The following is a 25428-nucleotide window of genomic DNA, read 5'->3' on the forward strand; positions in this document are numbered from 1 at the left end:
CATCAATGAAATAACATAAAATGAGGATTAGCCGCGCTTGGGGCGCAGGCGGATGATGACGTCGACATGGGCGATTTCCATGCCTTCCGGCGGTTCCGGCAAATTGCCGATCGTCAGGCTGCTGACCGGTATATCGAGCACTTCGTTGTGGCCTTCGACAAAGAAATGGTGATGATCCGACACATTCGTGTCGAAATAGGTCTTGGCGCTTTCGACGGCCAGAACACGGATCATGCCGGCTTCGGTAAACTGGTGCAGCGTGTTGTAAACGGTTGCCAGCGACACCGGGACACCCGCCGTCACTGCTTCTTCATGCAGCTCCTCGACGGTGAGGTGGCGATCACCCTTGGCAAAAATCAGGTCGGCAAGCGCCATGCGCTGACGCGTTGGCCGGAGGCCGGAGCGGCGCAAACGTTCTTCCGAACAGATTTCGATGGCAGTCGTCATACGGACGGATCCAGATTTCCAAGCTATTGCAGAACAGTCTTACAGAGCCGATATAACTTTTGCCGAGAATGCTTTCAATAGTAAGCAAGCTCCCTCAAGGCATCCAGACGGTAAAAACCGCCTGATTCTTGGGGCAAAAGGCAATTATCTCTGGCTGTTGCAGCAGCCATCATGTATGCGACGGCGGAAATAGGCCTTGTGCTTGGCCAGACAGGAATATGCGAAACGACGCGCTTGGGTCATGCCGGAGCTTCAATTCGTCCCTATCTTGCTCTAAACCAAGTCAACCAAAAACGGATGTAGCGGGGAAACGACAGTTCATGACGACCAGACAATCCAGCTTCAATTATGAAGAGATCCTGAAATGCGGTCGCGGCGAACTGTTTGGCCCGGGCAATGCCCAGCTGCCCCTGCCCCCGATGCTGATGGTTCATCGCATCACCGATATTTCCGAAACCGGTGGCGCCTTCGACAAGGGCTATATCCGCGCGGAATATGACGTGCGTCCCGACGACTGGTATTTCCCCTGCCACTTCCAGGGCAATCCGATCATGCCGGGCTGCCTGGGTCTTGACGGTATGTGGCAGCTGACGGGCTTCTTCCTCGGCTGGCTGGGCGAACCCGGCCGCGGCATGGCGCTTTCTACCGGCGAAGTGAAATTCAAGGGCATGATCCGCCCGGATACCAAGCTTCTCGAATATGGGATCGACTTCAAGCGCGTCATGCGTGGCCGCCTTGTGCTCGGCACGGCCGACGGCTGGCTGAAGGCCGATGGCGAAACCATCTATCAGGCGACCGACCTGCGTGTCGGCCTGTCGAAAGAAAAAGCTGCCTGAACCGCGCATTGCCGCACTCAGCGAGATTAAAGAAGAGGTCATCAACATGAGACGGGTTGTTGTTACGGGTCTGGGCATTGTTTCCTCGATCGGAAACGATGCGCAGGAAGTCACCGCGTCGCTGCGTGAAGCAAAATCCGGCATTTCGTTTTCCAACGATTTTGCCGAGCACGGCTTCAAATGCCAGGTCTGGGGTGCACCCAATCTCGACACGACCGATCTCGTTGATCGCCGCGCGGCGCGTTTCCTGTCGCAGGGCGGCACCTGGAACCACGTTGCGATGAAGCAGGCCATCGCCGATTCCGGTCTTGAAGATAAGGATATCGGCGGCAACGAGCGCACCGGCATCATCATGGGTTCGGGCGGTCCGTCCACCCGCACGCTGATCGACGCCGCCGAGATCACGCTGAAGAACAACAGCCCCAAGCGTATCGGCCCGTTTGCCGTGCCCAAGGCGATGTCCTCGACCGCATCGGCGACGCTTGCCACCTGGTTCAAGATCCACGGCGTCAACTACTCGATCTCGTCGGCCTGCTCGACCTCGGCCCATTGCATCGGCAATGCCATGGAGATGATCCAGTGGGGCAAGCAGGATGTGATGTTTGCCGGTGGCCACGAAGACCTCGACTGGACGATGTCGAACCTGTTCGACGCCATGGGCGCAATGTCGTCCAAATATAACGATACGCCATCGACCGCTTCACGCGCCTACGACATTTCCCGCGACGGCTTCGTCATCGCCGGTGGTGCCGGTGTGCTGGTTCTGGAAGAGCTGGAACATGCGAAAGCCCGCGGCGCCAAGATCTATGCCGAAATCACCGGTTATGGCGCGACATCCGACGGTTACGACATGGTGGCTCCGTCCGGCGAAGGTGCTGTGCGCTGCATGCGCCAGGCGCTGGCAACGGTGAAGGGTGAGGTCGATTACGTCAACACGCACGGCACCTCGACGCCTGTTGGCGATTCCAAGGAAATCGGCGCGATCCGCGAAGTCTTCGGCAACAAGATCCCGCATATCCAGTCGACCAAGTCGCTGACCGGCCATTCCCTGGGCGCTGCCGGCGTGCAGGAATCGATCTACGGCCTGTTGATGATGCAGGCCGGCTTCATCGGCGAAAGCGCCCATATCACCGAACTGGACCCGGAATTCGACGGCGTGCCGATCGTGCGCAAGCGCATCGACAATGCCAAGATCGATACCGTCCTGTCGAACTCCTTCGGCTTCGGCGGCACCAATGCCACGCTCGTTTTCCAGCGCCACAATGGATAAACCCATGACCGGTATCATGAACGGAAAGCGCGGCCTCATCATGGGGGTCGCCAACAGCCACTCCATCGCCTGGGGCATCGCGCAGGCGGTTGCGGCTGAAGGCGCTGAACTTGCCTTCACCTATCAGGGCGAGGCGCTCGGCAAGCGCGTCAAGCCGCTGGCGGCCGAGGTGAACTCCGATCTGGTCATTCCCTGTGACGTCGAAGACATCGCCTCCGTCGATAGCGCCATTGCCACCATCAAGGAAAAATGGGGCAAGCTCGACTTTATCGTTCATGCGATCGGCTTTTCCGACAAGAACGAGCTGAAAGGCCTCTACGCCGACACGTCGCGCGAAAACTTCAGCCGCACGATGGTCATCTCCTGCTTTTCCTTCACCGAAATCGCCAAGCGCGCGGCCGAGCTGATGACCGATGGCGGCACGATGCTGACGCTTACCTATGGCGGCTCCGTGCGGGTCATGCCGAACTACAATGTCATGGGCGTGGCCAAGGCGGCGCTTGAGGCTTCCGTGCGCTATCTCGCTGCCGACTACGGCGCACGCGGCATCCGCGTCAACGCGATTTCGGCCGGCCCGATCCGGACGCTGGCCGGTGCCGGTATTTCCGATGCGCGCGCCATGCTGTCCTGGCAGCAGAAGAACTCGCCCATGCGCCGCACGGTGACGATCGAGGATGTGGGCGGCTCGGCACTCTACCTGCTCTCCGGCCTGTCGCGCGGCGTTACCGGCGAGATCCATTATGTCGACTCCGGCTATAACATTACCTCGATGCCGGCCCTCGATACATTGCGCACGGCGGACGCGGAGTAACATCCGGGCCGCCTCCCTTTCCGTGCCTCTTGAATTTTGCATCTGCACTTGCCAGTTCAGAGCGCGCAAACTATCCAGAATCACGCTGAGGACAGACACGCATGAGCGATGCCGCCGAAAAACCCGTTGAAAATCACGTCTTCGAAGCCGATGTGGCGCGCCTGCTGCATCTCATGGTGCACTCGGTCTATTCCGACAAGGACGTGTTCCTGCGCGAGCTGATCTCCAACGCGGCTGATGCCTGCGAGAAGCTGCGCTACGAGGCCATCAGCGCGCCGGAACTGCTCAATGACGACCCCACACCGCGCATCACGCTGACGCTTGACGCCGAAAGCAACAGGCTGGTCGTCGAGGACAATGGCATCGGCATGAGCCGCGACGATATGGTCGAGGCGCTCGGCACCATCGCCCGTTCCGGCACGCGCGCCTTCATGGAGCGCGTCGAGGCGGCCAAGGCCGGCGAAGGTGCACAGCTGATCGGCCAGTTCGGTGTTGGCTTCTATTCCGCCTTCATGGTGGCCGACAAGGTCGATGTCGTCTCGCGCCATGCCGACAGCGCCCATGCCTTTGTCTGGTCGTCGGACGGCAAGGGAAGCTACACCGTGTCCGAGGCCGATCTCTCTGACGCTCCGGCACGCGGCACCCGCATCACGCTGCACCTGATGGACGATGCCAAGAGCTATACGTCCAAATGGAGCGTCCAGAAGATCGTCAAGGACCAGTCCGGCCATGTGCCGGTGCCGATCGACCTGATCGAGAAGCCCGGCGATGACGCCGAGCGTATTGGCGATGGAACGGCGTTGTGGACGAAATCGCGCAGCGAGATCACCAAGGAAGACTATGCCGATTTCTATCGCGGCGTTTCCGGCCAGTATGATGAACCGGCGCTCACCGTGCATTTCCGCGCCGAAGGCCGCCACGAATATACCGGTCTTGCCTTCGTGCCGGAATCCAAGCCGATGGACATGTTCGATCCTTCCGCCAAGGGCCGCATGAAGCTCTACGTCAAGCGGGTTTTCATCACCGACGATGCCGAGCTTCTGCCGCGCTACCTGCGTTTCGTGCGCGGCCTTGTCGATACGTCCGACCTGCCGCTCAACGTCTCGCGCGAGATGATCCAGGAAAGCCCGATCCTTGCTGCCATCCGCAAGGGGCTGACCAACCGCGTGCTGAGCGCCATCGAAAAGCTTGCCGAAAGCGACAAGGACGCCTTTGCCAAGCTCTGGGATGCGTTCGGCGCCGTGCTGAAAGAGGGCATTTACGACGACTTCGAGCGCCGGGAACAGCTGATCGCGCTGTCACGCTTCCGCACCACCACATCTGATGAGGCGGCGCGGTCGCTGGCCGATTACGTCAAGGACATGAAGGACGCGCAGGCGGCGATCTATTACCTGACGGGCGACAATCTCGACCGGCTGAAGGCCTCGCCGCAGCTTGAAGGTTTTCGCGCCCGAGGCATCGAGGTTCTGCTGCTCACCGATTCCGTCGATAGCTTCTGGGTGACGGCCGCACCCGATTTCGAAGGCAAGCCGTTCAAGTCGATCACGCAAGGGGCCGCCGACCTGACGCAAGTCCCCACGGCCGATGGCGAAACAGCGGCAACGCCTGAGACATCCGAAGCCGTCACCGGGTTCATTGCCTTTGCCAAGACAACGCTCGGCGATGCTGTATCGGACGTGCGGGCATCCGACCGTCTGACGGAAAGCGCCGTCTGCCTGGTAGCGCCCGAACAGGGCTATGACCGCCAGCTGGAAAAGCTGCTGCAGGGCTCTGGCCGGCTGGACATGATTGCCAAGCCCGTGCTTGAGATCAACCCAACCAACGGTCTGATTTCGGCTCTGGCCGCCAGTGGCAGCGACGAATTCCGCACCGATGCCGTGCAGCTCCTGCTCGACCAGGCCCGCGTCCTCGACGGCGACAAGCCGCAAGACCCCCGCGCCTTTGCCGAGCGGCTTTCGCGGCTGTTCGAGCGGGCTTTGAAAGGGTAGGTTACCAGCTCTTTGCCGCTATGAGGCCGATCTTGCATCAAGGGCCAATACGCACTATATTGCGCATTGGGCCTTGATGGATTTTGCCGGCATGGAGCGTGACAGCAAAGCGATTATCAAACGCCTCAAGGCCGAAGGGTTCGAGATCGTGTCCATAAGTGGCTCGCACCATAAGCTTCGGAAGGGTGCAAAGACCATCATCGTTCCACACCCGAAAAAGGATTTGCCGACGGGAACGGCACGCGCCATTGCAAAACAGGCCGGATGGATTTGATCATGAAACACTTCATTGCTCTCGTTCATAAAGACAAAGACAGTGCCTATGGCGTCACCTTTCCAGACCTTCCAGGCGTTTTCTCCGCTGCCGATGAGGAAGAGGATTTGACCGCAAACGCGGTGGAAGCAATCCGGCTATGGGCCGAGGACCAGCCCGTGCCGGTCCCCTCCTCGCATGACGAGATCATGCGCCTGGACGATGTTTCCGGCGAATTGGCTGCGGGCGCCTTCCTGATGCGGGTCCCCTTTATCGAGGACAGCACCCGGATCGTGCGCGCCAATGTCACGTTTGAAAAGGGCATGCTGGATGCCATCGACATGGCCGCCCGCGAACGGGGCCTGACGCGTTCAGCCTTTCTGGCCAGCTGTGCCCGCAAGGAAATCGAAGCGGCCTGACGATATCAGGCGGCCCACCAGACGACCAGCAGTACCACCAAAACCGCCACGGCAAACGTGGCGAACATCATCATCTGTTTGCGGGTATTGCCGAGAATTGCGGGATCGACCGGGGTGCGGCCGGTCTGGAAGGCCAGAGGCACCTCCGAGGCGCCGCTCTTGCCTTCCCCGCTCTTGATATCCTTGACGATGACTTCGGCGACGCCCTCACTGACGGGCGGGCGGTGTCCATAGCTAGAAACCATTGGCACACTCCATCGATGCTTGCGCGATCTCACGCAAGCGCTGGAATTAAAGGTGTACCCGTTTCGTCAAGAAAGCAATTGCAAAAGCAAATGCTGATGAGAGCCTCGTACGATCCATGAGACGCATTGATCGTACGAGGCTTTAACGCTTGCCCCAGAGCACCTTGAAGCGTGCGTTGCGGCAGGTTTCGCCCCATTCCTTGAACGTCTCGGGCATCACCGTTTCATAGGGCAGGCCGCGATTGGCAACCAGCATCAGCCGTCCGCCGATCTTCAGCGCCTTGGCGGCAGCCTTGATCATTGCAGCGCCCAGCGCCGGATCGGCAGCCTGGGTTTCGTGGAATGGCGGGTTCATGACGATCAGGTCGTATTTGTCGCGGGTTTCTTCAGACGTCAGGTCCTGCCAGAAGAACCGGGTGGGAACGTTGGGGCAATTGGCCTTCAGGTTTGCACGCGCAGCTTCCAGCGAATGATAATCGGCCTCGAAAAGATCGATCCCCTTCAGGTTCGGTGCCTTTTCGGCCAGCATCACCGACAGATAACCCCAGCCGGCGCCGAAATCGGCGGCATGGCCTTTGAAGTCGTCGGGAAGGCGCGAGGCCAGCAGTTCGGAGCCGGCATCGATGCGCTCATGCGAGAACATGCCGGGTGCGGCATCAAAACGGCCTTCGACCCGAACCGGTCTTTTGGAGAATTTGGCAATGACGCCGCTTGCATCTTCCGGACGGCCGAACCAGAAGGCGATGCCGTGATATTTCGGCAGGCTGTCGCCGCCCCAGCCCAGCTGGTTAACGCGCTTGCGCAGCGACTGGATGCCATCATCCTTGCCGCCGGCGACGACGATCAGGCCGCCGACCTTGACGCGCTTCAGCGCCTCGGCGATCCGGTCCTCGTTCTCGCCCTTGTGCTTGCCGCAAAGAATGAGCGCCGCATCAAAGTCGTCGCCCTCGATCTGGGGCGTGACCGATGCCTTGGCGGCCTCCAGAGCCTTGTAGAGCGGCTTTGAGGCCTGCACCGCGGTAATCGAGCCTAGAAACTCAGACGGCAGCCGGTAGCCTGCCTCGGCGCCGAGAAACAGCACGCGCTCGCCTTCGCCGGGTGCGGGGACAACGCCGGTCTCGAAAGGATGGAAAAGGGTCTTCAGCGTGTCGCGGCTCATGGTCGAGGTCCTCAGGCTTGTCAGGGACGGTGGAAAGTCATTTCCGAAAAGACAAACGGTAACAAAGGGAATGAGAAAAGCCCGGTCAGGCGGCTTTCGGGAAAATAAGAAAGGGCGCGGAACGATCTGCTCCGCGCCCGTAGTCGATTAAACGGCCGAACGCTTATTCAGCAGCTTCGCCTTCGCCCTTGGCGACTTCCTTGCCGGTTGCCTGATCGACAACCTTCATGGACAGGCGAACCTTACCGCGCTCGTCGAAGCCCATCAGCTTGACCCAGACCTTGTCGCCTTCCTTGACGACGTCGGAGGTCTTGGCAACACGATCGGACGCGAGCTGCGAGATGTGCACGAGGCCATCACGCGGACCGAAGAAGTTGACGAAAGCGCCGAAGTCGGCGGTCTTGACGACCGTGCCTTCGTAGATCTGGCCGACTTCCGGTTCTGCAACGATCGAGTGGATCCACTTGCGGGCCGCTTCGATTTCCTTGGCGGAGGACGAAGCGATCTTGATCGTGCCGTCATCGTCGATGTTGATCTTGGCGCCGGTCTTTTCAACAATTTCGCGGATGACCTTGCCGCCCGAACCGATGACTTCACGGATCTTGTCGACCGGGATGTTCATCACTTCGATGCGCGGTGCGAATTCGCCGAGCTGCGAACGGCCTTCGGTGATGGCGTTGGCCATCTCGCCGAGGATGTGCTTGCGGCCACCCTGTGCCTGCTCCAGCGCGACCTTCATGATCTCTTCGGTGATACCGGCGATCTTGATGTCCATCTGCAGCGAGGTGATGCCGTCGGCAGTGCCGGCGACCTTGAAGTCCATGTCGCCGAGGTGATCTTCGTCGCCGAGGATGTCGGAGAGAACGGCGAAGCGTTCACCTTCGAGAATCAGGCCCATGGCGATACCGGCAACCGGCTTGGCCAAGGGAACGCCGGCATCCATCAGGGCAAGCGAGGTGCCGCAGACGGTTGCCATCGAGGAAGAGCCGTTCGATTCGGTGATTTCGGAAACGACGCGCAGCGTGTAGGGGAACTGGTCGGCAGCCGGAAGCATCGGACGGATCGCGCGCCATGCGAGCTTGCCATGGCCGATTTCGCGGCGGCCCGGGGAGCCCATGCGGCCTGTTTCACCGACCGAGTAGGGCGGGAAGTTGTAATGCAGAAGGAACTTTTCCTTGTACATGCCGGTCAGGCTATCGACATACTGTTCGTCTTCGCCGGTGCCGAGCGTGGCAACGACGATCGCCTGCGTTTCACCGCGGGTGAACAGGGCCGAACCATGGGTGCGCGGCAGGATGCCGACTTCCGAAACGATGGCGCGAACGGTATCGAGATCGCGGCCGTCGATGCGGCTCTTGGTGTCGAGGATGTTCCAGCGAACGATCTTGGCCTGCAGGTGCTTGAAGACGGCGCCGATGACTTCGTTGGTGTATTTCGGCTCAGCACCTTCCGGGAAGAAGTGAGCCTTGACCTTTGCCTTGACGGCATCAACGGCAGCGTAACGTTCGGCCTTCTGGGTGTTCTTATAGGCAACACGCAGTTCGGCTTCAGCGATCGAAAGCATTTCGGCTTCGAGTTCGGAATGATCTTCCGGGGTGAAATCGCGCGGTTCCTTGGCAGCAACTTCAGCGAGCTTGATGATCGCGTCGATGACCGGCTGGAAACCCTTGTGGCCGAACATGACGGCGCCGAGCATGACGTCTTCGTTCAGTTCCTTGGCTTCCGATTCCACCATCAGGACGGCGTCCTGGGTGCCGGCGACGACGAGGTCGAGGATCGATTCAGGCATTTCGTCGAGATGCGGGTTCAAGACGTACTGGCCGTTGATATAGCCAACGCGTGCGCCGCCGACCGGGCCCATGAAGGGAACGCCGGAGATCGTCAGGGCAGCGGATGCTGCAACCATCGACAGGATGTCCGGATCATTTTCGAGGTCATGCTGTACGACGGTCACGACAACCTGGGTGTCGTTCTTGTAGCCTTCCGGGAACAGCGGGCGGATAGGACGGTCGATCAAGCGGGAAACCAGCGTTTCCTTTTCCGACGGACGGCCTTCGCGCTTGAAATAGCCGCCGGGGATCTTGCCGGCTGCGTAGGTCTTTTCCTGGTAGTTGACGGTCAGCGGGAAGAAATCCTGGCCCGGCTTCGGCGACTTGGCCGAAACGACGGTGGCGAGAACGATGGTCTCGCCGTAGGTGGCGAGAACTGCGCCGTCAGCCTGACGGGCGATCTTGCCGGTTTCGAGCTTGAGCGGGCGGCCTGCCCATTCAATTTCGACTGTATGGGTATCGAACATGTTTTGTCCTTCGTGTGCGGCAATGCCGCGCCGCAGCCAGTGTGGCGCGGGCGGCAGTGTTTCCGCTGATATGACACATCACGGGCAAGACAGCGGGAGGCTTCCAAATTCGGCTGGCGGTAACCGCGCACTTATGAAAGCGGGTGCTTCCGGTGCGTGGCAAACGCGCAAGCGCCGAAGCATCCTGCAATCCTGCCCCATGACAGGTCATCGGTTGGTTCCGCAGAACCGGCCCATCCGGTCTGCTAGGGTGTCCGCTTCCAACAGCGCCGTTTCGGCTTGGCTGGAAGCGCAAGGGCGGGGGTGAATTCCCCGCAAAAAACAAACCGGCGGGCCCCTGTTGAAGGGTCCCGCCGGTGTAAGGCTTAGCGGCGAATGCCGAGAGCAGTAATCAGCTTGGTGTACCGTGCCTCTTCCTTGCCCTTGACATAGTCAAGAAGCGAACGGCGGGTAGAAACCATTGCCAGAAGGCCACGACGCGAGTGGTTGTCCTTCTTGTGACCCTTGAAGTGTTCGGTCAGGTTGTTGATCCGCTCGGTGAGGATCGCAACCTGGACTTCCGGGGAACCGGTGTCGCCTTCGACGGTTGCGTATTCCTTGATAAGCGCAGCCTTGCGCTCTGCAGTGATCGACATCGTGTCATCCTTTCAATGTTTAGGATTTCGGGTCGCCAGCAGCCGGGATGCCGTCTAGCTGCGGCCATGAAGGCAAAAGTCCGCAGAGAGCGGGGTCTGATGCTGGCGCTGCCTATAAACCATCCGGCATTAAAAAGAAAGAGGGCGGATAAAGACGCCGCAATGGCTCAACTGGCGCTCATTGCGGTGGCGTGCGTGGCCGCATCGGGGCGGATTTCCTGCGGTCATCGATCGTCTGGCAATCAAGATAGGCGGAGAAAACCCAGCCGAGCACCGCGCCATCGGCGGCGACCTTTGCCCATCGCTTGCCACCCAGCGTGCGCTGATCGACGATCTCGACGGCCACGCCATTGCTAAGAGCAGACACGACGCCGCCTTGAGGCTTTGAGCGCACATTGAGCGGCGTTCCAGTGGGATCGGCGACCAGGCACTCTGCGGCTGACGCTGTGCCGGCGAAAAGGGTTGCGACAAGAAATGCAGCCATTCCGAAACCTCTTTGCAACATCGACATGTCCTCCGACCGGGCAAACCACAGGGCTGGGCCGTCAGGCTTTTGCTTCAAGGTTGAGCCGCAAGATTGGCGCTCAGCTTTTCCTCAGGGATCCGGACGCGCCATTCGATCCCGTCTTCATGCATGATCCGTTCCAGCTTGGCATCCAGCGCCATGCCGAGCATGCGCTCCAGAACCATGGTGCCAAAACCCTTGCGCGGGCTGGTGCCTTCAGCTGGAGCAATATCGGCGCCTTTTTCTCTCCAGACGAACAGGAACGTGCCTTCCAGCACCGACCATTGCAGGTCGATCACGCCGCTGCTGTTGGCCAAGGCCCCATATTTCGTCGCATTGGTGGCCAGTTCGTGCAGGGCCATGCCAAGCGTCTGCGACACCTGCGCATCCAGCCGTACCGGCGGCCCGGAGAGATGAACCCGTTGCGGATCATCGGGGGTGAACGGCTGCAGCTGGTTTTGCGCGAGTTCCTGGAAATCCACCCCTTGCGCCGCATTGGCGATCATCAGGTCGGTCGAGCGGGCAAGCCCGGCGATGCGCTTGCGGAAGGTTTCGGCGAAATCCACCCGGCTTTCGGCGGCGTTCAGCGACTGGTTGAGCATAGACTGGATGACCGTCAGCTGGTTTTTCGAGCGATGCGCCACCTCGCGCATCAGGAAGCGGATTTCGTTTTCCGCCTTGCGGCGCGCCTGCGCGGCATCGGCCAAAGCTGCCGAAACCGTTTCGATCTCGACGATCATATGCTTGCGCGGTGCGATCGGCCGGCCGGCACCCAGAAGATGTGCGTCACGGGCGAGAACCTTGACGCCCTGCGTCAGAAGGCTGGCAATGGCGGTGGATCCGGCAACGGCTATGCCACCGAAGAGAAGTCCACCCAGCGACAGCCAGAGATAGGACCAGAGTGCTGGCGCATCGACATCGGCACTTTTGGCCCAGGCGACGATCTTCCAGCCGGTCAGCACGGAAAATTCCGTGACCGTACGGTATTCTACGCCATCGTGAACCGCATCGCCGACGCCGACGCGCAAGGCCGGCACGATCTCCATGAAAAACGGTTTTCCGACCGCAAGATCCGGATCGGACGAGGCGATGACATGACCGGCTCCATCCAGCAGCGCCGCATTCCAGCCGGGTGACAAGACATCGCGGTTGACCGTTTTTGCCATGCTTTCAGCGTTGCGCGTCAGCGCCAGAAGGTAATCGCTGTTTCCGAGCGGCGTGGTGATCGGCAGATAGACATTGAACACCCATTTCTGCGCCGTCTTGCCGAAGAAGACGTTCGAAATGAACGGGCCGCCATTGCGGAATGCCTGATCGATTGAAATTGGGTCGGATGCCTTGCCCAGCGGACTGCCATAGGGAACGCGCGTATTGAAAAGCTGATTATGGCCGCGATCGATCACCAGGAGATTGGATTCGGTATCGGCAAGCGAAGAGCGGGCGCGGCCGTAGAATCGCTCAGGATTATTACCATCGTCCGCACCGGCAGCGACAAGCACCTTGAGGGTGGTCAGCATGCCATCGACCTCGCGCTCCACCAGCCGCGTCACCGATCCTGTCGAAGCCTTGAGCAGCGCCGTCACGACGCGCTCCTGCTCGTCGGTGCTGCGCTTCAGGATGATCAGGGAGAATACGAAGGATGGGACGATGGCGATAAGCAGCAGCATTGTCAGATAAAACGACAGCGGCCGCCGCAGCCGCGAGCGCAGGCGCGTTCGCCAGGAACCTCCCGGCCCGCTCTTTTTCTCCTGTGCGTCGCTCAAGCGCCCCTCATCCACCACATCTCATGCCTGCGCGCCGGCACCCGCATCCACCCGTCAGGTCTCATTTGACGTATGCGCGAATCCCGAACTCAGGCAGGACCATGCGCCAGCCGCTATATGAAGGCAACCGATCGCGTGTGACGAAATCTATGAGGGGCCTTTGAAGTGTCAACCCGTGACGAAGACGCGCTTGGGCCGGAATTCGCCTTCGCCGATCTCGCCGATGGCAATCAGCTTGCCGCGCGAGGTCGCATAGGCTTCCGGTTCTGCGGTTGGTGCATCGCGGCCGCGCAGGATGATCGGATTGCCCATTTTCAGCCGATGGGCCTGGTCTTCGGAAATCGCGATATGCGGCAGGTTCGACAAAGCTTCGCCGGTATCGATCAGGAAAGCATCGAGCGCTTCCAGGCGTTCCTCGTCACTTTCGATCTTTTCCAGGGCCACAAGTTCCGCCAGCGGCACCATGGCCTCTTCGGCAAAAGGCGCCACGAAGCTGCGGCGCAGCGAGGCGATATGACCGAAACAGCCGAGATCACGGCCGAAATCGCGGGCCAGCGAGCGCACATAGGTGCCCTTGCCGCATTCGATTTCGAAATGCGCCAAACTCGGCGTGCAGCCGAGCAGCGACAGGCGGAATATCTCGACTTCGCGAGCGGGAATATCGACGGTCTCGCCTTCGCGGGCCAGATCATAGGCGCGGTTGCCATCGATCTTGATTGCCGAAAACTGCGGCGGCACCTGGCTGATCACGCCGGTATATTTCGGCAGGAGCGCGCGGATATCTTCCTCTGAGGGACGATTGGGCGACGACTGCGTCACCTCGCCTTCCAGATCGTCGGTCGAGCGTTCCTCGCCCCAGGCAACGGCGAATTCATAGATCTTGCGGCCGTCCATGACATAGGGAACGGTCTTAGTCGCATCGCCCAGCGCAATCGGCAGCATGCCCGACGCCAGCGGATCGAGCGTACCGGCATGGCCTGCCTTCTGCGCCTTGAACAGCCACTTGATTTTGGACACGGCTTCGGTCGAGCCGAAATCCAGCGGCTTGTCGAGGATCAGCCAGCCGGAAATCGGGCGGCCCTTGGGCTTGCGGGGTTTTGACATGGTTCAGGCTCTTTTTTTGCGGAATGTCGCTGCAGTCTTGGCAACGCTGCCATCCGGCATTTTCTGGCTGTTGCCTTTTTCAAATCCGAGCGCGTAGAGACGCTTGGCAATCAGGTATCCGGCAGCAATGGTGGCGCCATTGTCGATACGGTAATCGTCGCGCAGAGTTTCGGCCAGCAGGGGCTCGATGGCGCCGAGCGGCGGCTTTCCGGAGGCTGCAGCCTCAAGCAGCAGCTTTTCATTATAGGGCGAATTGACGATGGCTTCGAGCGCCTTCATCTCGCGATCACCATGGGCGATGTCCTTGCCGTGGCGAAACGGCAGGCCGGAGGAGACAATCATTTCGACGAGACGGACGGCGTCGGCATTGTCGAACCGCGCCAGCCCATTGCGATAGAATGTCTGCCGCTGGTCAAACGTCCAGGCGTTGAGTTCGTCCAGAGTGATATGCTTTGCCATCACTCCTCGTTTTTATCGTTTTGACCGTCGTCATCCTTCAGGTCGCGCAGAACTTCCGGAGACCGCAGAAGCGCGTCGATCTTCTTGTAGTTGTCGAAGCTGGTATCGTCCTTGAAGCGGACTTCCGGCATGTATTTCAGCTGGCGGATATGCGGGGTCAGGCGGCCCCGGATATATTTGGCATGGCGGTTCAAAGCCTCGATGACGCTGCCATGATCGGCAACGCCGAGCGGGGTCACGAAAGCCGTGGCGACGCGCAGGTCCGTCGACATGCGGACTTCGGAGATCGAGATCACCGTCGTTTCCAGCAGCGGATCGCGCACTTCGCCGCGCTGCAGCACCTGGGTCAGGCCTGCACGTACCTGTTCGCCGACCCTCAGCATGCGCTGCGAGGGGGCAGAGGAAGTCACTTTACTCATGGTTTTTCCGATGTCTGGCGTTTCAACGAACGCGACCAAGGCGGTCCAATGCTACTTTCGGGCCAAAAGGTCAAGGCTTTCCGGCCATTCCGAGGGCCGGACAGGCTGCCAAATCGGCAAAAAGCCCACTTGAAAGCGCCGCCGCCGCGTGGTCAATCTGATGGAAACAGCGAGCGGACGGAGAGACGATGCGGGTTCTGGTGGTGGAAAACATGAACCATTCCAGCCTTGGGCAGGTGGGCGTGGCGCTTGAAGAGGCAGGAGCCGAAATCGACCTTCGCCGGCCATACGCAGGCGAGGCGCTGCCGACCGGCAGCCATGGTCATGACGCACTGGTGGTGTTTGGCGGCGAACAGAGCGCCGTCGACGATGACATCCATCCCTATCTTCCGGACCTCGCCCGATTGATGAAGACCTTCACGGACGACGGCAAGTCGGTGCTCGGCATCTGCCTTGGCAGCCAGCTTCTCGCCCGCGCCCATGGTGGGGACAATCTGCTTGGCCGGACCCGTGAATTCGGCTGGCATGGCGTCGAACTGACTGCCGACGGGAAAGAGGACCCGGTGCTGAGAGCCGCAGGCGACGCCTTTACCAGCTTCGAATGGCATTCCGACAGCTTCACCCTGCCCGACAGCGCCGTTCACCTGGCCAGCAACCCGGCCGTTGCCAATCAAGCCTTCCGCGTCGGCCGCGCTGCCTATGGCATGCAGTTTCATTTCGAGGCGGGGACAGCGGTTGTCGAAAGCTGGAACCGGACCTTTGAGACGGTGATCAACCGCATCGATCCGGATTGGCTGCCAAATTATAGCAAGCATGCAGCAGTGCATGGCGAACAGGCAGACGCGGCCGGATTGGCTCTTGCCCGCGCTTGGGTGGCGACAATACTTCCCGTGAAAACGGCCACAGATCATGAGGCCAGGGAAATAGCCGGCGTGAACGCTTGAAACATAAACCGCTTATGGTGTTTGCGGTGAAGGCCCGCGTTTCCTATCTACAACTCGGGACACGCTGTTATAGGCGAAAGACGTCAGCCCGCTGAGGCAGATAGAGGAGCGGAGAAGCGCATGACGATATTTTCCATCAGGCACGGGCGCCGGACCACTCGATCAACGGGCGAGGCCTGGCGCATTCAGACGATTGCCGCCGCCATGCTTCCGGCGGCCGGGCTGGCGCTTTGCCTTGCCACCATCCCACCGGCCCTTGCCGCCTCTTGCGGCAGCACCCCGGAACCGGGGCTGGACTGGAGCGAATGCACCAAGAAAAATCTCATGCTGCCTTCCAGCGAACTCGAAGGGGCTAACCTTTCCGGCACCGATTTCTCGCTGACCGATCTCAGCGGCTCGAATCTGGCATCCGCCAATCTCGAAAAGGCCAATCTGGTGCGCGCGTGGCTGGCCGGGGCCAAGGCTGAAAAGGCCAATTTCGCGCGGATTGAAGCCTATCGCTCAAGCTTTGCCAAGATCACCGCCAATGGCGCCTCGTTTGCCGGTGCAGAACTGCAGCGCGCCGATTTTAGCGGTGCCGATCTGACCGGGGCCAATTTCGAAAAGGCGGAAGCCGGCCGTGTCCTGTTCAAGGGCGCGACGCTCACCGGCGCGCGGTTTGCGCTCGCCAACCTGTCGCGCGCCAATCTCAGCGGTGTGACCTTCGAAGGCCCGCTGGATTTCGATCAGGCTTTCATGTTCCTCACGCATATAGAGGGTCTTGATCTCTCCGCAGCCAAAGGCCTGCAGCAGGGCCAGATCGATCTGGCCTGCGGCGACAAGGATACCAAGCTGCCGGACGGGCTGACTATTCCAACCGGCTGGCCCTGCGCCTCGGAAAAATAACCGGCATCCACAATGGGAGCTCATAGATTCCTATCACTTGCACCCTTTATAAGCCGGCTAACCAACTGTGCACTTGCTTGACGGTTCGTTGTGCCGTGACCATTGCCGGCACTGGACATGAAGGGCTTCTCCGCTACGTTGAGGACCAAAACCGGAGGAGTTTCCCATGAGCAAACTGACGATCCCCCAGGAAGGCGGCTGCCGGTGCGGGCAGGTGCGACTGAAGATCAGCGCGCAGCCTTTTCTCACCATGGCCTGCCATTGCACCGGCTGCCAGAAAATGTCCTCCAGCGCTTTTTCGCTGAGCGCCGCTATTCCGGCCGAGGGCTTTGAAATCATCGCCGGCGAACCTGTCATCGGCGGCCTGCACGGTGGCACGCGCCATTATTTCTGCCCGCACTGCATGACCTGGATGTTCACCCGCCCCGAAGGCATGGACTGGTTCGTCAACCTGCGCTCGACCATGCTCGACGACACAAGCGGCATTGCCCCGTTCATCGAGACCTTCACCAGCGAGAAACTGCCTTGGGCGACAACATCAGCGGTGCATTCCTACGCGGCATTTCCGCCGATGGAGGCTTTTGAGGGGCTGATGCGGGACTTTGCCGGGCAGGAAACCTAGACCTCGGCAAGCTAAAACGTCTTCCGTTCAAGCCTTTTCTAAAATTCCCAAGCGGACGTTTGACGTCGCGATCAGAACTGTTCTGTCGAGAATTGGCCTTACATTGAAGCGAACCCGCGCCAGGAGGAGCCGGCCGGGTCTGCATTTTCAGCGGAGGAGATACTATGAGCAGGAACAGAGGCGTCGTCTATCTGAAGCCGGGCAAGGTCGAGGTGCGGGATATCGACGATCCGAAGCTGGAAGCCCCGGACGGGCGCCGCATCGAGCATGGCGTTATTCTCAAAGTCATCTCGACGAATATCTGCGGCTCCGACCAGCACATGGTGCGCGGCCGCACCACCGCTCTGCCTGGCCTCGTGCTCGGCCATGAAATCACCGGTGAGGTCATCGAGAAGGGCATCGATGTCGAGATGCTTGAGATCGGCGATATCGTTTCCGTGCCATTCAACGTTGCCTGCGGCCGTTGCCGCTGCTGCAAATCGCAGGACACGGGCGTCTGCCTCACCGTCAACCCGGCCCGCGCCGGTGGCGCCTATGGCTATGTGGACATGGGCGGCTGGATTGGCGGACAGGCCAAATATGTCACGGTGCCCTATGCCGATTTCAACCTCCTGAAATTCCCGGACCGCGACAAGGCCATGGCGAAAATCCGGGACCTGACGATGCTGTCGGACATTCTGCCGACCGGTTTTCATGGCGCAGTCAAGGCCGGCGTCGGTGTCGGCTCTGTCGTGTATGTTGCGGGAGCAGGTCCTGTCGGGCTGGCTGCCGCCGCCTCGGCACGCATTCTCGGCGCTGCCGTGGTGATGATCGGCGACTTCAACAAGGAGCGTCTCGCGCATGCTAAGAAGGTTGGATTCGAGCCGATCGACCTTTCGGCCAGCGACCGGCTGGGCGACATGATCGCTGAAGTGACCGGCAGCGACGAAGTGGACAGCGCGATCGACGCCGTCGGCTTCGAAGCGCGCGGCCATTCAGGCGGCGAACAGCCGGCGGTGGTTCTCAACCAGATGATGGAAATCACCCGGGCAGCCGGCTCCGTCGGTATCCCAGGTCTTTATGTCACCGAAGACCCCGGCGCCGTCGATAGTGCTGCGAAAAAAGGTAGCCTTTCCATGCGCTTCGGGCTTGGCTGGGCAAAGGCACTGTCCTTCCATACCGGCCAGACGCCTGTTTTGAAATATAACCGCCAGCTCATGCAGGCGATCCTGCATGACCGGTTGAACATCGCCGAAATCGTCAATGCGAAGATCATCTCCCTGGAAGATGCTGCGCAAGGCTATGAAAGCTTCGATCAGGGCGTCGCGCAAAAATTCGTCCTCGACCCGCACGGCGATCTCGCCAAGGTCGCTTGAACGGCAACACAAAGGGCGTCCGGTGTTTCCGGGCGCCCTTTACGGGTCAGGAACTCCTGCAGCTTCGTCGTGGCGGGCATCAGAAGCCCTGAAACAGAAAATTCGTGGCGGCGGTTATGGTGTCCGCGTGGGTGGTCAGATTGGCAACAGGCTCGCCTATCTCAGCAACAGGAAGAGCCGCCATACGCTGCGTTGCCATGACGTAGAGTTCCCCATTGATGAGAAACCGGGGATTGAGCCGCGAAATCGACCAGGACATGTCCCCCACCCGATAAAGAGGAACCATCACTCTGGAGGGGAGGTCGTCCAGCATATTGGTTTGAAGATCAATTGCCAGGATGGGCTCTGACTTCAGCCGGTAGACTTTGAATCTGGCCATCAGAACTGGCGATACTTCGCCAGCGGCAAGCCGTGTTTCTCGACATATTCATTCTCGAGCCTGATCGCCTCGGCATTTTCCAGCCGCCACAAACGCTCCTGCTCGGCCTTGACGGCACTCTTGATGCCATCCTCGGCCGCGCGCGAGATATTGATCTTCAAGTCACGCGCCTGCGAGACGAGATTGCTATCAAGAGAAAGATTGGCGGATTTTCGGGCGAGTTGAGACATGGCTTTCTCCATCAGACATGCGCCTATTGTATGCGCATATCCGATGGAAGAAAAGATGTTACTCGTCGCTCATCTTCAGCGCGGCGATGAACGCTTCCTGGGGGATGTCCACCTTGCCGAACTGGCGCATGCGCTTCTTGCCGGCCTTCTGCTTGTCCAGCAGCTTGCGTTTGCGCGAGGCGTCGCCGCCATAGCATTTCGCCGTGACGTCCTTGCGCAGCGCCGAGATGGTTTCGCGGGCGATGACGTTGCCGCCGATGGCCGCCTGGATCGGGATCTTGAACATGTGCTTGGGGATCAGGTCCTTGAGCTTTTCGCACATGTCGCGGCCGCGCCGTTCGGCAGCCATGCGGTGAACCATCATCGACAAGGCATCGACGGGCTCGCCGTTGACCAGCACCGACAGCTTCACCAGATGGCCTTCGCGGTGGTCGGTCAGGTGATAGTCGAACGAGGCATAGCCCTTGGAGATCGACTTCAGCCGGTCGTAGAAATCGAACACGACTTCGTTGAGCGGCAGGTCGTAGGTCAGCATGGCGCGCTTGCCCACATAGGTCAGCTCGATCTGCAGGCCGCGCCGGTCCTGGCAGAGCTTCAAGATGCCGCCGAGATAGTCGTCCGGCGTCAGGATCGTCGCGCGGATCCACGGCTCGTGGATTTCGGCCACCTTGACGACATCCGGCATGTCGGCCGGATTGTGCAGTTCGCGCTCGGTACCGTCATTCATGAACAGCTTGTAGACGACAGACGGGGCGGTTGCGATCAGGTCGAGATCGAACTCCCGCTCGAGGCGTTCCTGGATGATTTCAAGATGCAGCAGGCCGAGGAAGCCGCAGCGGAAGCCGAAGCCCAAGGCCGCCGAGGATTCCATTTCGAAGGAGAACGAGGCATCGTTCAGGCGCAGCTTGCCCATGGCGGAGCGCAGGTCCTCGAAATCGGCGGCATCGACCGGGAAGAGACCGCAGAAGACCACCGGCTGGGCCGGCTTGAAGCCGGGCAGCATCTTGGCCGTCTGGCGCTTGTCCTCGGTGATGGTATCGCCGACGCGGGTGTCGGCCACTTCCTTGATCGAGGCGGTGATGAAGCCGATCTCGCCGGGGCCGAGCGCCTCGACATTGACCATCTTCGGCGTGATGACGCCGACGCGCTCCACCTGATACTTGGCGTCCGCACCCATCATCCGCACCGTCATGCCGCGCTTCAGCGTGCCGTCGAGCACGCGCACGAGAACGATGACGCCGAGATAGGCATCGTACCAGCTATCGACCAGAAGCGCCTTGAGCGGGCCGTTCTCGCCTTCTTCGCTTTTTGGCGCAGGCAGCTGATGCACGATCGCTTCAAGCACATCGGGAATGCCAAGGCCGGTCTTGGCCGAGATCAGCACCGCCTGCGATGCGTCGATGCCGATGACTTCCTCGATCTGTTCGCGGATGCGGTCGGGCTCGGCTGCGGGCAAGTCGATCTTGTTGAGGACCGTGACGATCTCGTGGTTGTTGTCGATCGCCTGGTAGACGTTGGCCAGCGTCTGGGCTTCGACGCCCTGCGACGCGTCCACCACCAGAAGCGAGCCTTCGCAGGCCGACAGCGAGCGCGAGACTTCATAGGCAAAGTCGACATGGCCGGGCGTGTCGATCAGGTTGAGAACATAGGTCTCGCCATTGTTGGCGACGTAATGCAGGCGCACGGTCTGCGCCTTGATGGTGATGCCGCGCTCCTTCTCGATATCCATGTTATCGAGAACCTGTTCCGACATCTCGCGTGCGGCAAGGCCACCGGTGGACTGGATCAACCGGTCAGCCAGCGTCGACTTGCCGTGGTCGATATGGGCCACGATCGAGAAATTGCGGATATGCGACAGGGGCGTCTTTGAAGGTGTTGTGCTCATGGGCCGCATATAGCAGCGGTATCAACCGCCGCAAAGCGGGAAATGCAGGCTTTGTTCACTATAATTGCCGGATATCGCCCGCAACAGGATCGCCCTCGACCATCGCACCGGCATTCGGCATCTGCGCGCTCTTCATCTCGAAATTCTCCCGCAGATGCGGCGGCACGGTTTCGCGGAATTTCAGCCGCATGGCGACGAAGGCCGCATAGGCGAGCGCCGTGCCCATGGCGGCATAGATGAAGGTCTTCGGCCCGAAGACCGGCGTCAGCAGCGTGATCGACAACGGAATGATCGTGGCGGCGATCGACCAGCACATCAGGAGCGTCGAGGCAAGCGGCACGAAATCGGCGGGTGCGGTACGATCATTGGCATGGGCATTGGCGATCGAATAGACGGTTTCGACGGCACCGGCGAAAACGGCAAAGACCAGCATCAGCAGGATCAGATTGGCGAACGAAACCGACAAGGCCACGACGGCGGCAGCGGCAATCAGCACACAGACGAGGATCAGTACGATGCGCCGGTCGATCCGGTCCGATAGCACGCCCATCGGATACTGGATGAAGATCAGGCCGAACTGCATGACCAGCATCAGAAGGGCGACATCGCCCTGGCTCACCGCATTGGCGGCGGCGTAGATCGGCGTGAAGCCCTGCACGGCCATGGAGAGACCACCGGCGGCGAGAACGCCAACGAAGGCCACGGGCGAATTGCGCCAGACCATCGGCACATCGACGCTGACCTTGGCTGGTGGCGGCGGATTGGGCAGGCGCGTCAGGCCGATGGGCAGGATGGCCATGGTGGTGAAGAAAATCGTGAGCAGCGGCGCCAGATTGCCGTCTGCCGGGATCTGGCCGAACAGCCAGGCGCCAAGACCGATGGCGATGACATAGACCATGTAGAACACCGACATGGCCTTGCCGCGCCAGCTGTTGGCACTGGCATGGTTGAGCCAGCTCAGCGAGATGATGAAATTGATATTGCCCGCCGCACCATAGACGCCGCGCGCAAAGACCCAAAGCAGCGGATGAAAGCCGAGCGCGATCAGGAACGCCGAGAGCAGCACCAGCGCCATCGAGCAGGAAAACGCCCGCGCATGGCCTACCCTGCGGATCACCGGCCCGGCAACGACGCAGCCGGCCAGACCGCCGAAGGCGAGCGCGGTGACTGCGGCACCGGCAACCCAGGGCGGGCTGTCGCCTTTTGCCAGAAGAAACGGCACATAGGCGAACATCATGCCATTGCCGATCCCGACGCAGGCCATGGAGGCAACGATGCTGGCGATCGACAGCACGGATGCGCGCGGCTCTTCCGACCGGATATCGTTACTCACCACCATCTTCGCCCCTCAAGATCATCAAAGCCGCCCGGCTTGTGAAACAATGCTCTAACATATTGATCGCAAGGCCGTTTCGTCCGCAACCACCCTAGAACCGCAGGATAGCCTGATACCGCGTCCTGTGCTGTCGCCGCAGCGGCATGCAACGGATTTATTGCATCGGCTTCACCTTTTCGTTGACTCCACTATATGAACTTATAATTCTTTTATAATGGAAAATGCATTCGAAGACGATATTGCCGAACGCCTCAAGCGATTGCGGCTGGAACAGGCGATGACGCTTGATCATCTCTCGGCCCGCGCCGGTGTCAGCCGTGCTATGATCTCCCGCATCGAGCGTGGGGAGGCTAGCCCGACCGCACAGCTTCTTGCCCGGCTCTGCAGTGCCCTCGGTACGACATTGTCGCGGTTCTTTGCCGATGGCGAAAAGGCTGGCGATCCGCTCCTGCGCCGAAACGATCAGCGCGTCTGGCGCGATCCGGAAACCGGCTATCTGCGCCGCTCGGTTTCACCCGACGGTACCGGCTCGCCGGTGGATATCGTCGAGGTCGAGTTTCCGCCGGGCGCGCGCGTCGTGTTCGAGCAGCAGCAGTTCGATGCAGCAATGACGCAGCATCTCTGGCTGTTTGAGGGCCGGCTGACCATGACGGCCGGAACAGAGACACATGTGCTGGAGGCCGGCGATTGCCTGTTCATGCGGCTTTGCGAAGCCCACATCTTTCACAATCCTTATCGTGCACCCGCACGCTACGCCATCATTCTCAACCGCAGCAAAGTCTAATCCCGATGTCCGAAATCACGATCCGCACGCTGACCCCTTCTGAAACCACGGCCGCCCTGCCGGCACTTGCCGAAATTCTGTCCGATTGCGTCGAGGGCGGCGCCTCCGTCGGGTTCATGTCGCCCTATACGCCGAAGGATGCGAGCCCCTATTGGCAAGGGGTCGCCCAGGCGGTCAATGAAGGCAACACGGTGCTTATTGCCGCCGAGAGGGACGGCGATATCCTCGGCACGGTCCAGCTTGGTATCGGCATGATGCCGAACCAGCCGCATCGCGCCGATCTGAAGAAATTGCTTGTCCATCGCAAGGCCCGTGGTCTCGGGCTTTCACGCCTTTTGATGGACGCTGCCGAACAGGCGGCCATCCGGCATGGACGGCATGTTCTGGTGCTCGATACGGCAACCGGAAGCCCGGCGGAAAGCATTTACGAAAGGTTCGGCTGGCAGCGCGTCGGCGTCATTCCGCAATATGCCCTGATGCCGGATGGCAGCTATTGCGGCTCGACATTCTTCTACAAATCACTGGCGGCCGATTGACGTGTTAAAAACACAGGAGGCTCCACCTATCCTTGTCACCAAAAATGGCGATACCGCGCTGAAAAAACCTAGCTTTTCCGGCCGGTCCGCCCATTTCGCACCCCTTATCTTCGTGTTAGCTGATTTGAGCCGCAAGGCAGATATTCTTAAGGGGAACCCATGAAAACCATTCTTCAGAGCGCGGGTCTGGCCGCGCTATCCATTGCCATGCTTTTGGGCAGCATTTCCGCCGGTACCGCTGCCGACGTCACGTTCGAGATGAAGAACAGCCATCCGAATGCCGTCGAAGTCGAGCTCTACAGCCAGGACCGCGACCATGTCTGGCCGGGCAACAACCAGGTTTACCTGCTCGATGACGGCGAGACAAAGCAGATCCCGCTCTCCTGCGACCAGGGCGAAAAGATCTGCTACGGCGCCTGGATTTCCGGCGACAAGGAAACCTATTGGGGCACGGGGCCGGACAATGCCGAAACCTGCACCGATTGCTGCTACACCTGCACGGGCGGCAACACGGAAGAGATCGATCTGAGCGAATAGCGGATCCAAAACGCGGGCGCTTCTACGACCGGAGCGCCCGCCTGCCTTCAGGCCGCTCAGCGCGGCATTTTCGCAAAACCCTTGACCAGAATAGGGCCTGTCGGCCGCCCCGTCGGCGAGCCGCCCGCCTGTTCGATGGTGATTTCGTAGAGCTGCGCTTCCTGCGGCTGCGGCAGCACGGGTCCATCCAGCACGGCTTCCTGCGAGCGCGGCAAAAGCCCCAGCGATACCGGGCCCAGTTCCTTGGAGGGCAGCGTCCAGACCTGCATGGTGCGGCCATCAGGCACGGTGAAATCGACAAGCGGCGTCACCCTTGCCGAGGCATTGCCGAAATCCTCGACGATGGCCTGCGGTTCTCCCGCATTATCCAAAAGCACGGCAACCACGCGTGGCTCCGGTTGCGACATCAGGCTCCAGCCAAGACCCACCGCCAGAAGCAACGATGCCGCGAGACCGCCAAAGGCCGTGCGGCGCCAAACCGGGCTGCTATTGTCGTTTGCCGGCGCCGGTGGGGCGAGACCCGCAGCGACATCGCTCGCGGGGTTATCGAGCGTTGCGGCGATACGGCCCCACAGGCCTTCCGGCTCGGACACCGGCTTTGCCAGCAGATCGAGCGCCAGGAAACGGTCGCGGCTTGCGGCGACGGCGGCACGCAGCGCAGCGTCGATTTCGATCTGGGATTCGACATGGGCATGATCGGCCGCGTCCAGGAGACCCAGTACGTATTCGTCGGCCAGTTCATCGATATCCTGCCTGTCCGCGCTCATGCCATGCACTCCCGAAGCGAGGCCAACCCGCGGCGAACCCAGGCCTTGGCGGTGCCAAGCGGCACTTTCAGCCGGCCGGCGATCTCGCCATGGGTATAGCCCGACATATAGACCATCAGGATGCTCCGGCGCTTGGTCTCGTCGAGCCGCGACAGGCATTCGCGCAGCCGGTTCTGGCGATCGAGATCGGCCCAGACATTGGCTGCGTGATCCATATGCTCGGCATCGTGCAGGTCGGCCAGATTGTCCGGCTCGGTGAATTCCAGCCGCTTGCCGTCGCGCACCAGATTGAGCGCCCGGTTGCGGGCGATGGCATAGATCCAGCCCCGCGCCGATCCGCGATCCGGCGCATATTGTCCGGCCTTGGTCCAGATCTGGATGAAGGCTTCCTGCACGACATCTTCGGCCAGCTCGCGGCGGCGCAGGATGCGCTGGGCAACGGCCACGAGCCGGGCACCTTCGAGTTCGAAGATCGTGCGCAGCGCATTGCGGTCGCCCTTCGCGCAACCGGCCAGCGCATCCGCCAGTCTTTCCTGATGCTCCTGCATACTACTCCCAC

At 60.5% G+C, this 25428-nt stretch carries 29 protein-coding genes; 13 read left to right on the forward strand and 16 right to left on the reverse strand.

Annotated elements, in window-relative coordinates; translation table 11 throughout:
* Window positions 1-27: 27 nt before the first annotated feature.
* The gene (gene irrA / locus PYR65_RS00585; protein WP_060637917.1) at window positions 28-447 is read right to left on the reverse strand and encodes an iron response transcriptional regulator IrrA; all 420 of its coding nucleotides are present in this window, start codon (window positions 445-447) and stop codon (window positions 28-30) included.
* Window positions 448-767: 320 nt separating this feature from the next.
* On the opposite strand from irrA, the gene fabA reads away from it, so the two are divergent.
* The 6 genes from fabA to PYR65_RS00615 all read left to right on the forward strand — a co-directional run bounded on the left by fabA (window position 768) and on the right by PYR65_RS00615 (window position 6024).
* Window positions 768-1283, forward strand: coding sequence for a 3-hydroxyacyl-[acyl-carrier-protein] dehydratase FabA (gene fabA / locus PYR65_RS00590; protein WP_060501228.1), 516 nt, complete (start codon window positions 768-770; stop codon window positions 1281-1283).
* 46 nt (window positions 1284-1329) lie between these two features.
* Window positions 1330-2553, forward strand: coding sequence for a beta-ketoacyl-ACP synthase I (fabB, locus tag PYR65_RS00595; RefSeq protein ID WP_276119500.1), 1224 nt, complete (start codon window positions 1330-1332; stop codon window positions 2551-2553).
* Between the two features lie 4 nt (window positions 2554-2557).
* Window positions 2558-3364: an enoyl-ACP reductase FabI gene (gene fabI / locus PYR65_RS00600; protein ID WP_060637916.1), complete on the forward strand. Its 807-nt coding sequence runs from the start codon at window positions 2558-2560 to the stop codon at window positions 3362-3364.
* A gap of 101 nt (window positions 3365-3465) precedes the next feature.
* A complete protein-coding gene (htpG, locus tag PYR65_RS00605) occupies window positions 3466-5352 on the forward strand; it encodes a molecular chaperone HtpG (RefSeq protein ID WP_276119501.1) in 1887 nt (628 codons plus the stop codon).
* A 91-nt stretch (window positions 5353-5443) separates the two neighbouring features.
* Entirely contained in the window at window positions 5444-5626 is a 183-nt protein-coding gene (locus PYR65_RS00610) for a type II toxin-antitoxin system HicA family toxin (RefSeq protein ID WP_276120923.1), read from the forward strand.
* 2 nt (window positions 5627-5628) lie between these two features.
* Entirely contained in the window at window positions 5629-6024 is a 396-nt protein-coding gene (locus PYR65_RS00615; protein ID WP_060638149.1) for a type II toxin-antitoxin system HicB family antitoxin, read from the forward strand.
* Window positions 6025-6029: 5 nt separating this feature from the next.
* Here PYR65_RS00615 and PYR65_RS00620 read toward each other — a convergent pair whose 3' ends face one another.
* From PYR65_RS00620 to rbfA, 9 genes are all read right to left on the reverse strand, one after another.
* Window positions 6030-6269, reverse strand: a complete 240-nt coding sequence (locus PYR65_RS00620; RefSeq protein ID WP_060637914.1) for a hypothetical protein — start codon at window positions 6267-6269, stop codon at window positions 6030-6032.
* A gap of 142 nt (window positions 6270-6411) precedes the next feature.
* Complete coding sequence (locus PYR65_RS00625; RefSeq protein WP_276119502.1) at window positions 6412-7428, reverse strand: class I SAM-dependent methyltransferase; 1017 nt, start codon at window positions 7426-7428, stop codon at window positions 6412-6414.
* A gap of 163 nt (window positions 7429-7591) precedes the next feature.
* Window positions 7592-9724: a polyribonucleotide nucleotidyltransferase gene (gene pnp, locus PYR65_RS00630; protein WP_060637912.1), complete on the reverse strand. Its 2133-nt coding sequence runs from the start codon at window positions 9722-9724 to the stop codon at window positions 7592-7594.
* Window positions 9725-10089: 365 nt separating this feature from the next.
* Complete coding sequence (gene rpsO / locus PYR65_RS00635; RefSeq protein WP_060637911.1) at window positions 10090-10359, reverse strand: 30S ribosomal protein S15; 270 nt, start codon at window positions 10357-10359, stop codon at window positions 10090-10092.
* A 178-nt stretch (window positions 10360-10537) separates the two neighbouring features.
* On the reverse strand, window positions 10538-10843 hold the full coding sequence (locus PYR65_RS00640; protein ID WP_276119503.1) for an SH3 domain-containing protein: 306 nt from the start codon (window positions 10841-10843) through the stop codon (window positions 10538-10540).
* A 74-nt stretch (window positions 10844-10917) separates the two neighbouring features.
* Window positions 10918-12627 (reverse strand): sensor histidine kinase, encoded by a 1710-nt coding sequence (locus PYR65_RS00645; protein ID WP_276119504.1) that lies wholly within the window; start codon window positions 12625-12627, stop codon window positions 10918-10920.
* A 168-nt stretch (window positions 12628-12795) separates the two neighbouring features.
* Window positions 12796-13731 (reverse strand): tRNA pseudouridine(55) synthase TruB, encoded by a 936-nt coding sequence (truB, locus tag PYR65_RS00650; protein WP_276119505.1) that lies wholly within the window; start codon window positions 13729-13731, stop codon window positions 12796-12798.
* A gap of 3 nt (window positions 13732-13734) precedes the next feature.
* On the reverse strand, window positions 13735-14190 hold the full coding sequence (locus PYR65_RS00655) for a hypothetical protein (RefSeq protein ID WP_060637907.1): 456 nt from the start codon (window positions 14188-14190) through the stop codon (window positions 13735-13737).
* Complete coding sequence (rbfA, locus tag PYR65_RS00660) at window positions 14190-14609, reverse strand: 30S ribosome-binding factor RbfA (protein WP_060637906.1); 420 nt, start codon at window positions 14607-14609, stop codon at window positions 14190-14192. The genes PYR65_RS00655 and rbfA overlap by 1 nt, the downstream gene beginning before the upstream one ends.
* Window positions 14610-14797: 188 nt before the next feature.
* Here rbfA and PYR65_RS00665 point away from each other — a divergent pair, with 188 nt between their 5' ends.
* The 4 genes from PYR65_RS00665 (at window position 14798) to fdhA (ending at window position 18415) form a co-directional block, all read left to right on the forward strand.
* Window positions 14798-15553: a type 1 glutamine amidotransferase gene (locus tag PYR65_RS00665; RefSeq protein WP_276119506.1), complete on the forward strand. Its 756-nt coding sequence runs from the start codon at window positions 14798-14800 to the stop codon at window positions 15551-15553.
* Window positions 15554-15757: 204 nt separating this feature from the next.
* Window positions 15758-16438, forward strand: coding sequence for a pentapeptide repeat-containing protein (locus PYR65_RS00670; RefSeq protein ID WP_276120924.1), 681 nt, complete (start codon window positions 15758-15760; stop codon window positions 16436-16438).
* Between the two features lie 166 nt (window positions 16439-16604).
* Window positions 16605-17060 (forward strand): GFA family protein, encoded by a 456-nt coding sequence (locus PYR65_RS00675; protein ID WP_276119507.1) that lies wholly within the window; start codon window positions 16605-16607, stop codon window positions 17058-17060.
* 164 nt (window positions 17061-17224) lie between these two features.
* A complete protein-coding gene (gene fdhA, locus PYR65_RS00680) occupies window positions 17225-18415 on the forward strand; it encodes a formaldehyde dehydrogenase, glutathione-independent (protein ID WP_276119508.1) in 1191 nt (396 codons plus the stop codon).
* Window positions 18416-18494: 79 nt separating this feature from the next.
* On the opposite strand, the gene PYR65_RS00685 is transcribed toward fdhA, so the two are convergent.
* Genes PYR65_RS00685 through PYR65_RS00700 form a run of 4 tightly spaced genes read right to left on the reverse strand, consistent with a single transcriptional unit; the run spans window position 18495 to window position 22173 of the window.
* The gene (locus PYR65_RS00685; RefSeq protein WP_276119509.1) at window positions 18495-18794 is read right to left on the reverse strand and encodes a CcdB family protein; all 300 of its coding nucleotides are present in this window, start codon (window positions 18792-18794) and stop codon (window positions 18495-18497) included.
* Window positions 18794-19024: a type II toxin-antitoxin system CcdA family antitoxin gene (locus tag PYR65_RS00690; RefSeq protein ID WP_276119510.1), complete on the reverse strand. Its 231-nt coding sequence runs from the start codon at window positions 19022-19024 to the stop codon at window positions 18794-18796. Before PYR65_RS00690 ends, PYR65_RS00685 begins: the two co-directional genes overlap by 1 nt.
* A gap of 58 nt (window positions 19025-19082) precedes the next feature.
* Window positions 19083-20909 carry a translation elongation factor 4 gene (lepA, locus tag PYR65_RS00695; protein ID WP_407951261.1) on the reverse strand — a complete coding sequence of 609 codons (1827 nt, stop codon included), beginning with the start codon at window positions 20907-20909 and terminating at the stop codon, window positions 19083-19085.
* A gap of 58 nt (window positions 20910-20967) precedes the next feature.
* Window positions 20968-22173 carry an MFS transporter gene (locus PYR65_RS00700; protein ID WP_276120925.1) on the reverse strand — a complete coding sequence of 402 codons (1206 nt, stop codon included), beginning with the start codon at window positions 22171-22173 and terminating at the stop codon, window positions 20968-20970.
* A gap of 286 nt (window positions 22174-22459) precedes the next feature.
* Here PYR65_RS00700 and PYR65_RS00705 point away from each other — a divergent pair, with 286 nt between their 5' ends.
* The 3 genes from PYR65_RS00705 (at window position 22460) to PYR65_RS00715 (ending at window position 24102) form a co-directional block, all read left to right on the forward strand.
* Window positions 22460-23029, forward strand: a complete 570-nt coding sequence (locus PYR65_RS00705) for a helix-turn-helix domain-containing protein (RefSeq protein WP_276119511.1) — start codon at window positions 22460-22462, stop codon at window positions 23027-23029.
* 5 nt (window positions 23030-23034) lie between these two features.
* Window positions 23035-23565: a GNAT family N-acetyltransferase gene (locus PYR65_RS00710; protein WP_060637897.1), complete on the forward strand. Its 531-nt coding sequence runs from the start codon at window positions 23035-23037 to the stop codon at window positions 23563-23565.
* Between the two features lie 159 nt (window positions 23566-23724).
* A complete protein-coding gene (locus PYR65_RS00715) occupies window positions 23725-24102 on the forward strand; it encodes a hypothetical protein (protein ID WP_276119512.1) in 378 nt (125 codons plus the stop codon).
* A gap of 56 nt (window positions 24103-24158) precedes the next feature.
* Here PYR65_RS00715 and PYR65_RS00720 read toward each other — a convergent pair whose 3' ends face one another.
* Both PYR65_RS00720 and PYR65_RS00725 read right to left on the reverse strand, forming a co-directional pair.
* The gene (locus PYR65_RS00720; protein WP_276119513.1) at window positions 24159-24869 is read right to left on the reverse strand and encodes an anti-sigma factor; all 711 of its coding nucleotides are present in this window, start codon (window positions 24867-24869) and stop codon (window positions 24159-24161) included.
* Window positions 24866-25417 (reverse strand): sigma-70 family RNA polymerase sigma factor, encoded by a 552-nt coding sequence (locus tag PYR65_RS00725; protein ID WP_060637894.1) that lies wholly within the window; start codon window positions 25415-25417, stop codon window positions 24866-24868. The genes PYR65_RS00720 and PYR65_RS00725 overlap by 4 nt, the downstream gene beginning before the upstream one ends.
* Window positions 25418-25428: the final 11 nt, after the last annotated feature.

The sequence above is a fragment of the Pararhizobium qamdonense genome, from assembly GCF_029277445.1.
In the GTDB taxonomy this organism is placed as follows: Bacteria; Pseudomonadota; Alphaproteobacteria; order Rhizobiales; family Rhizobiaceae; genus Pararhizobium; species Pararhizobium qamdonense.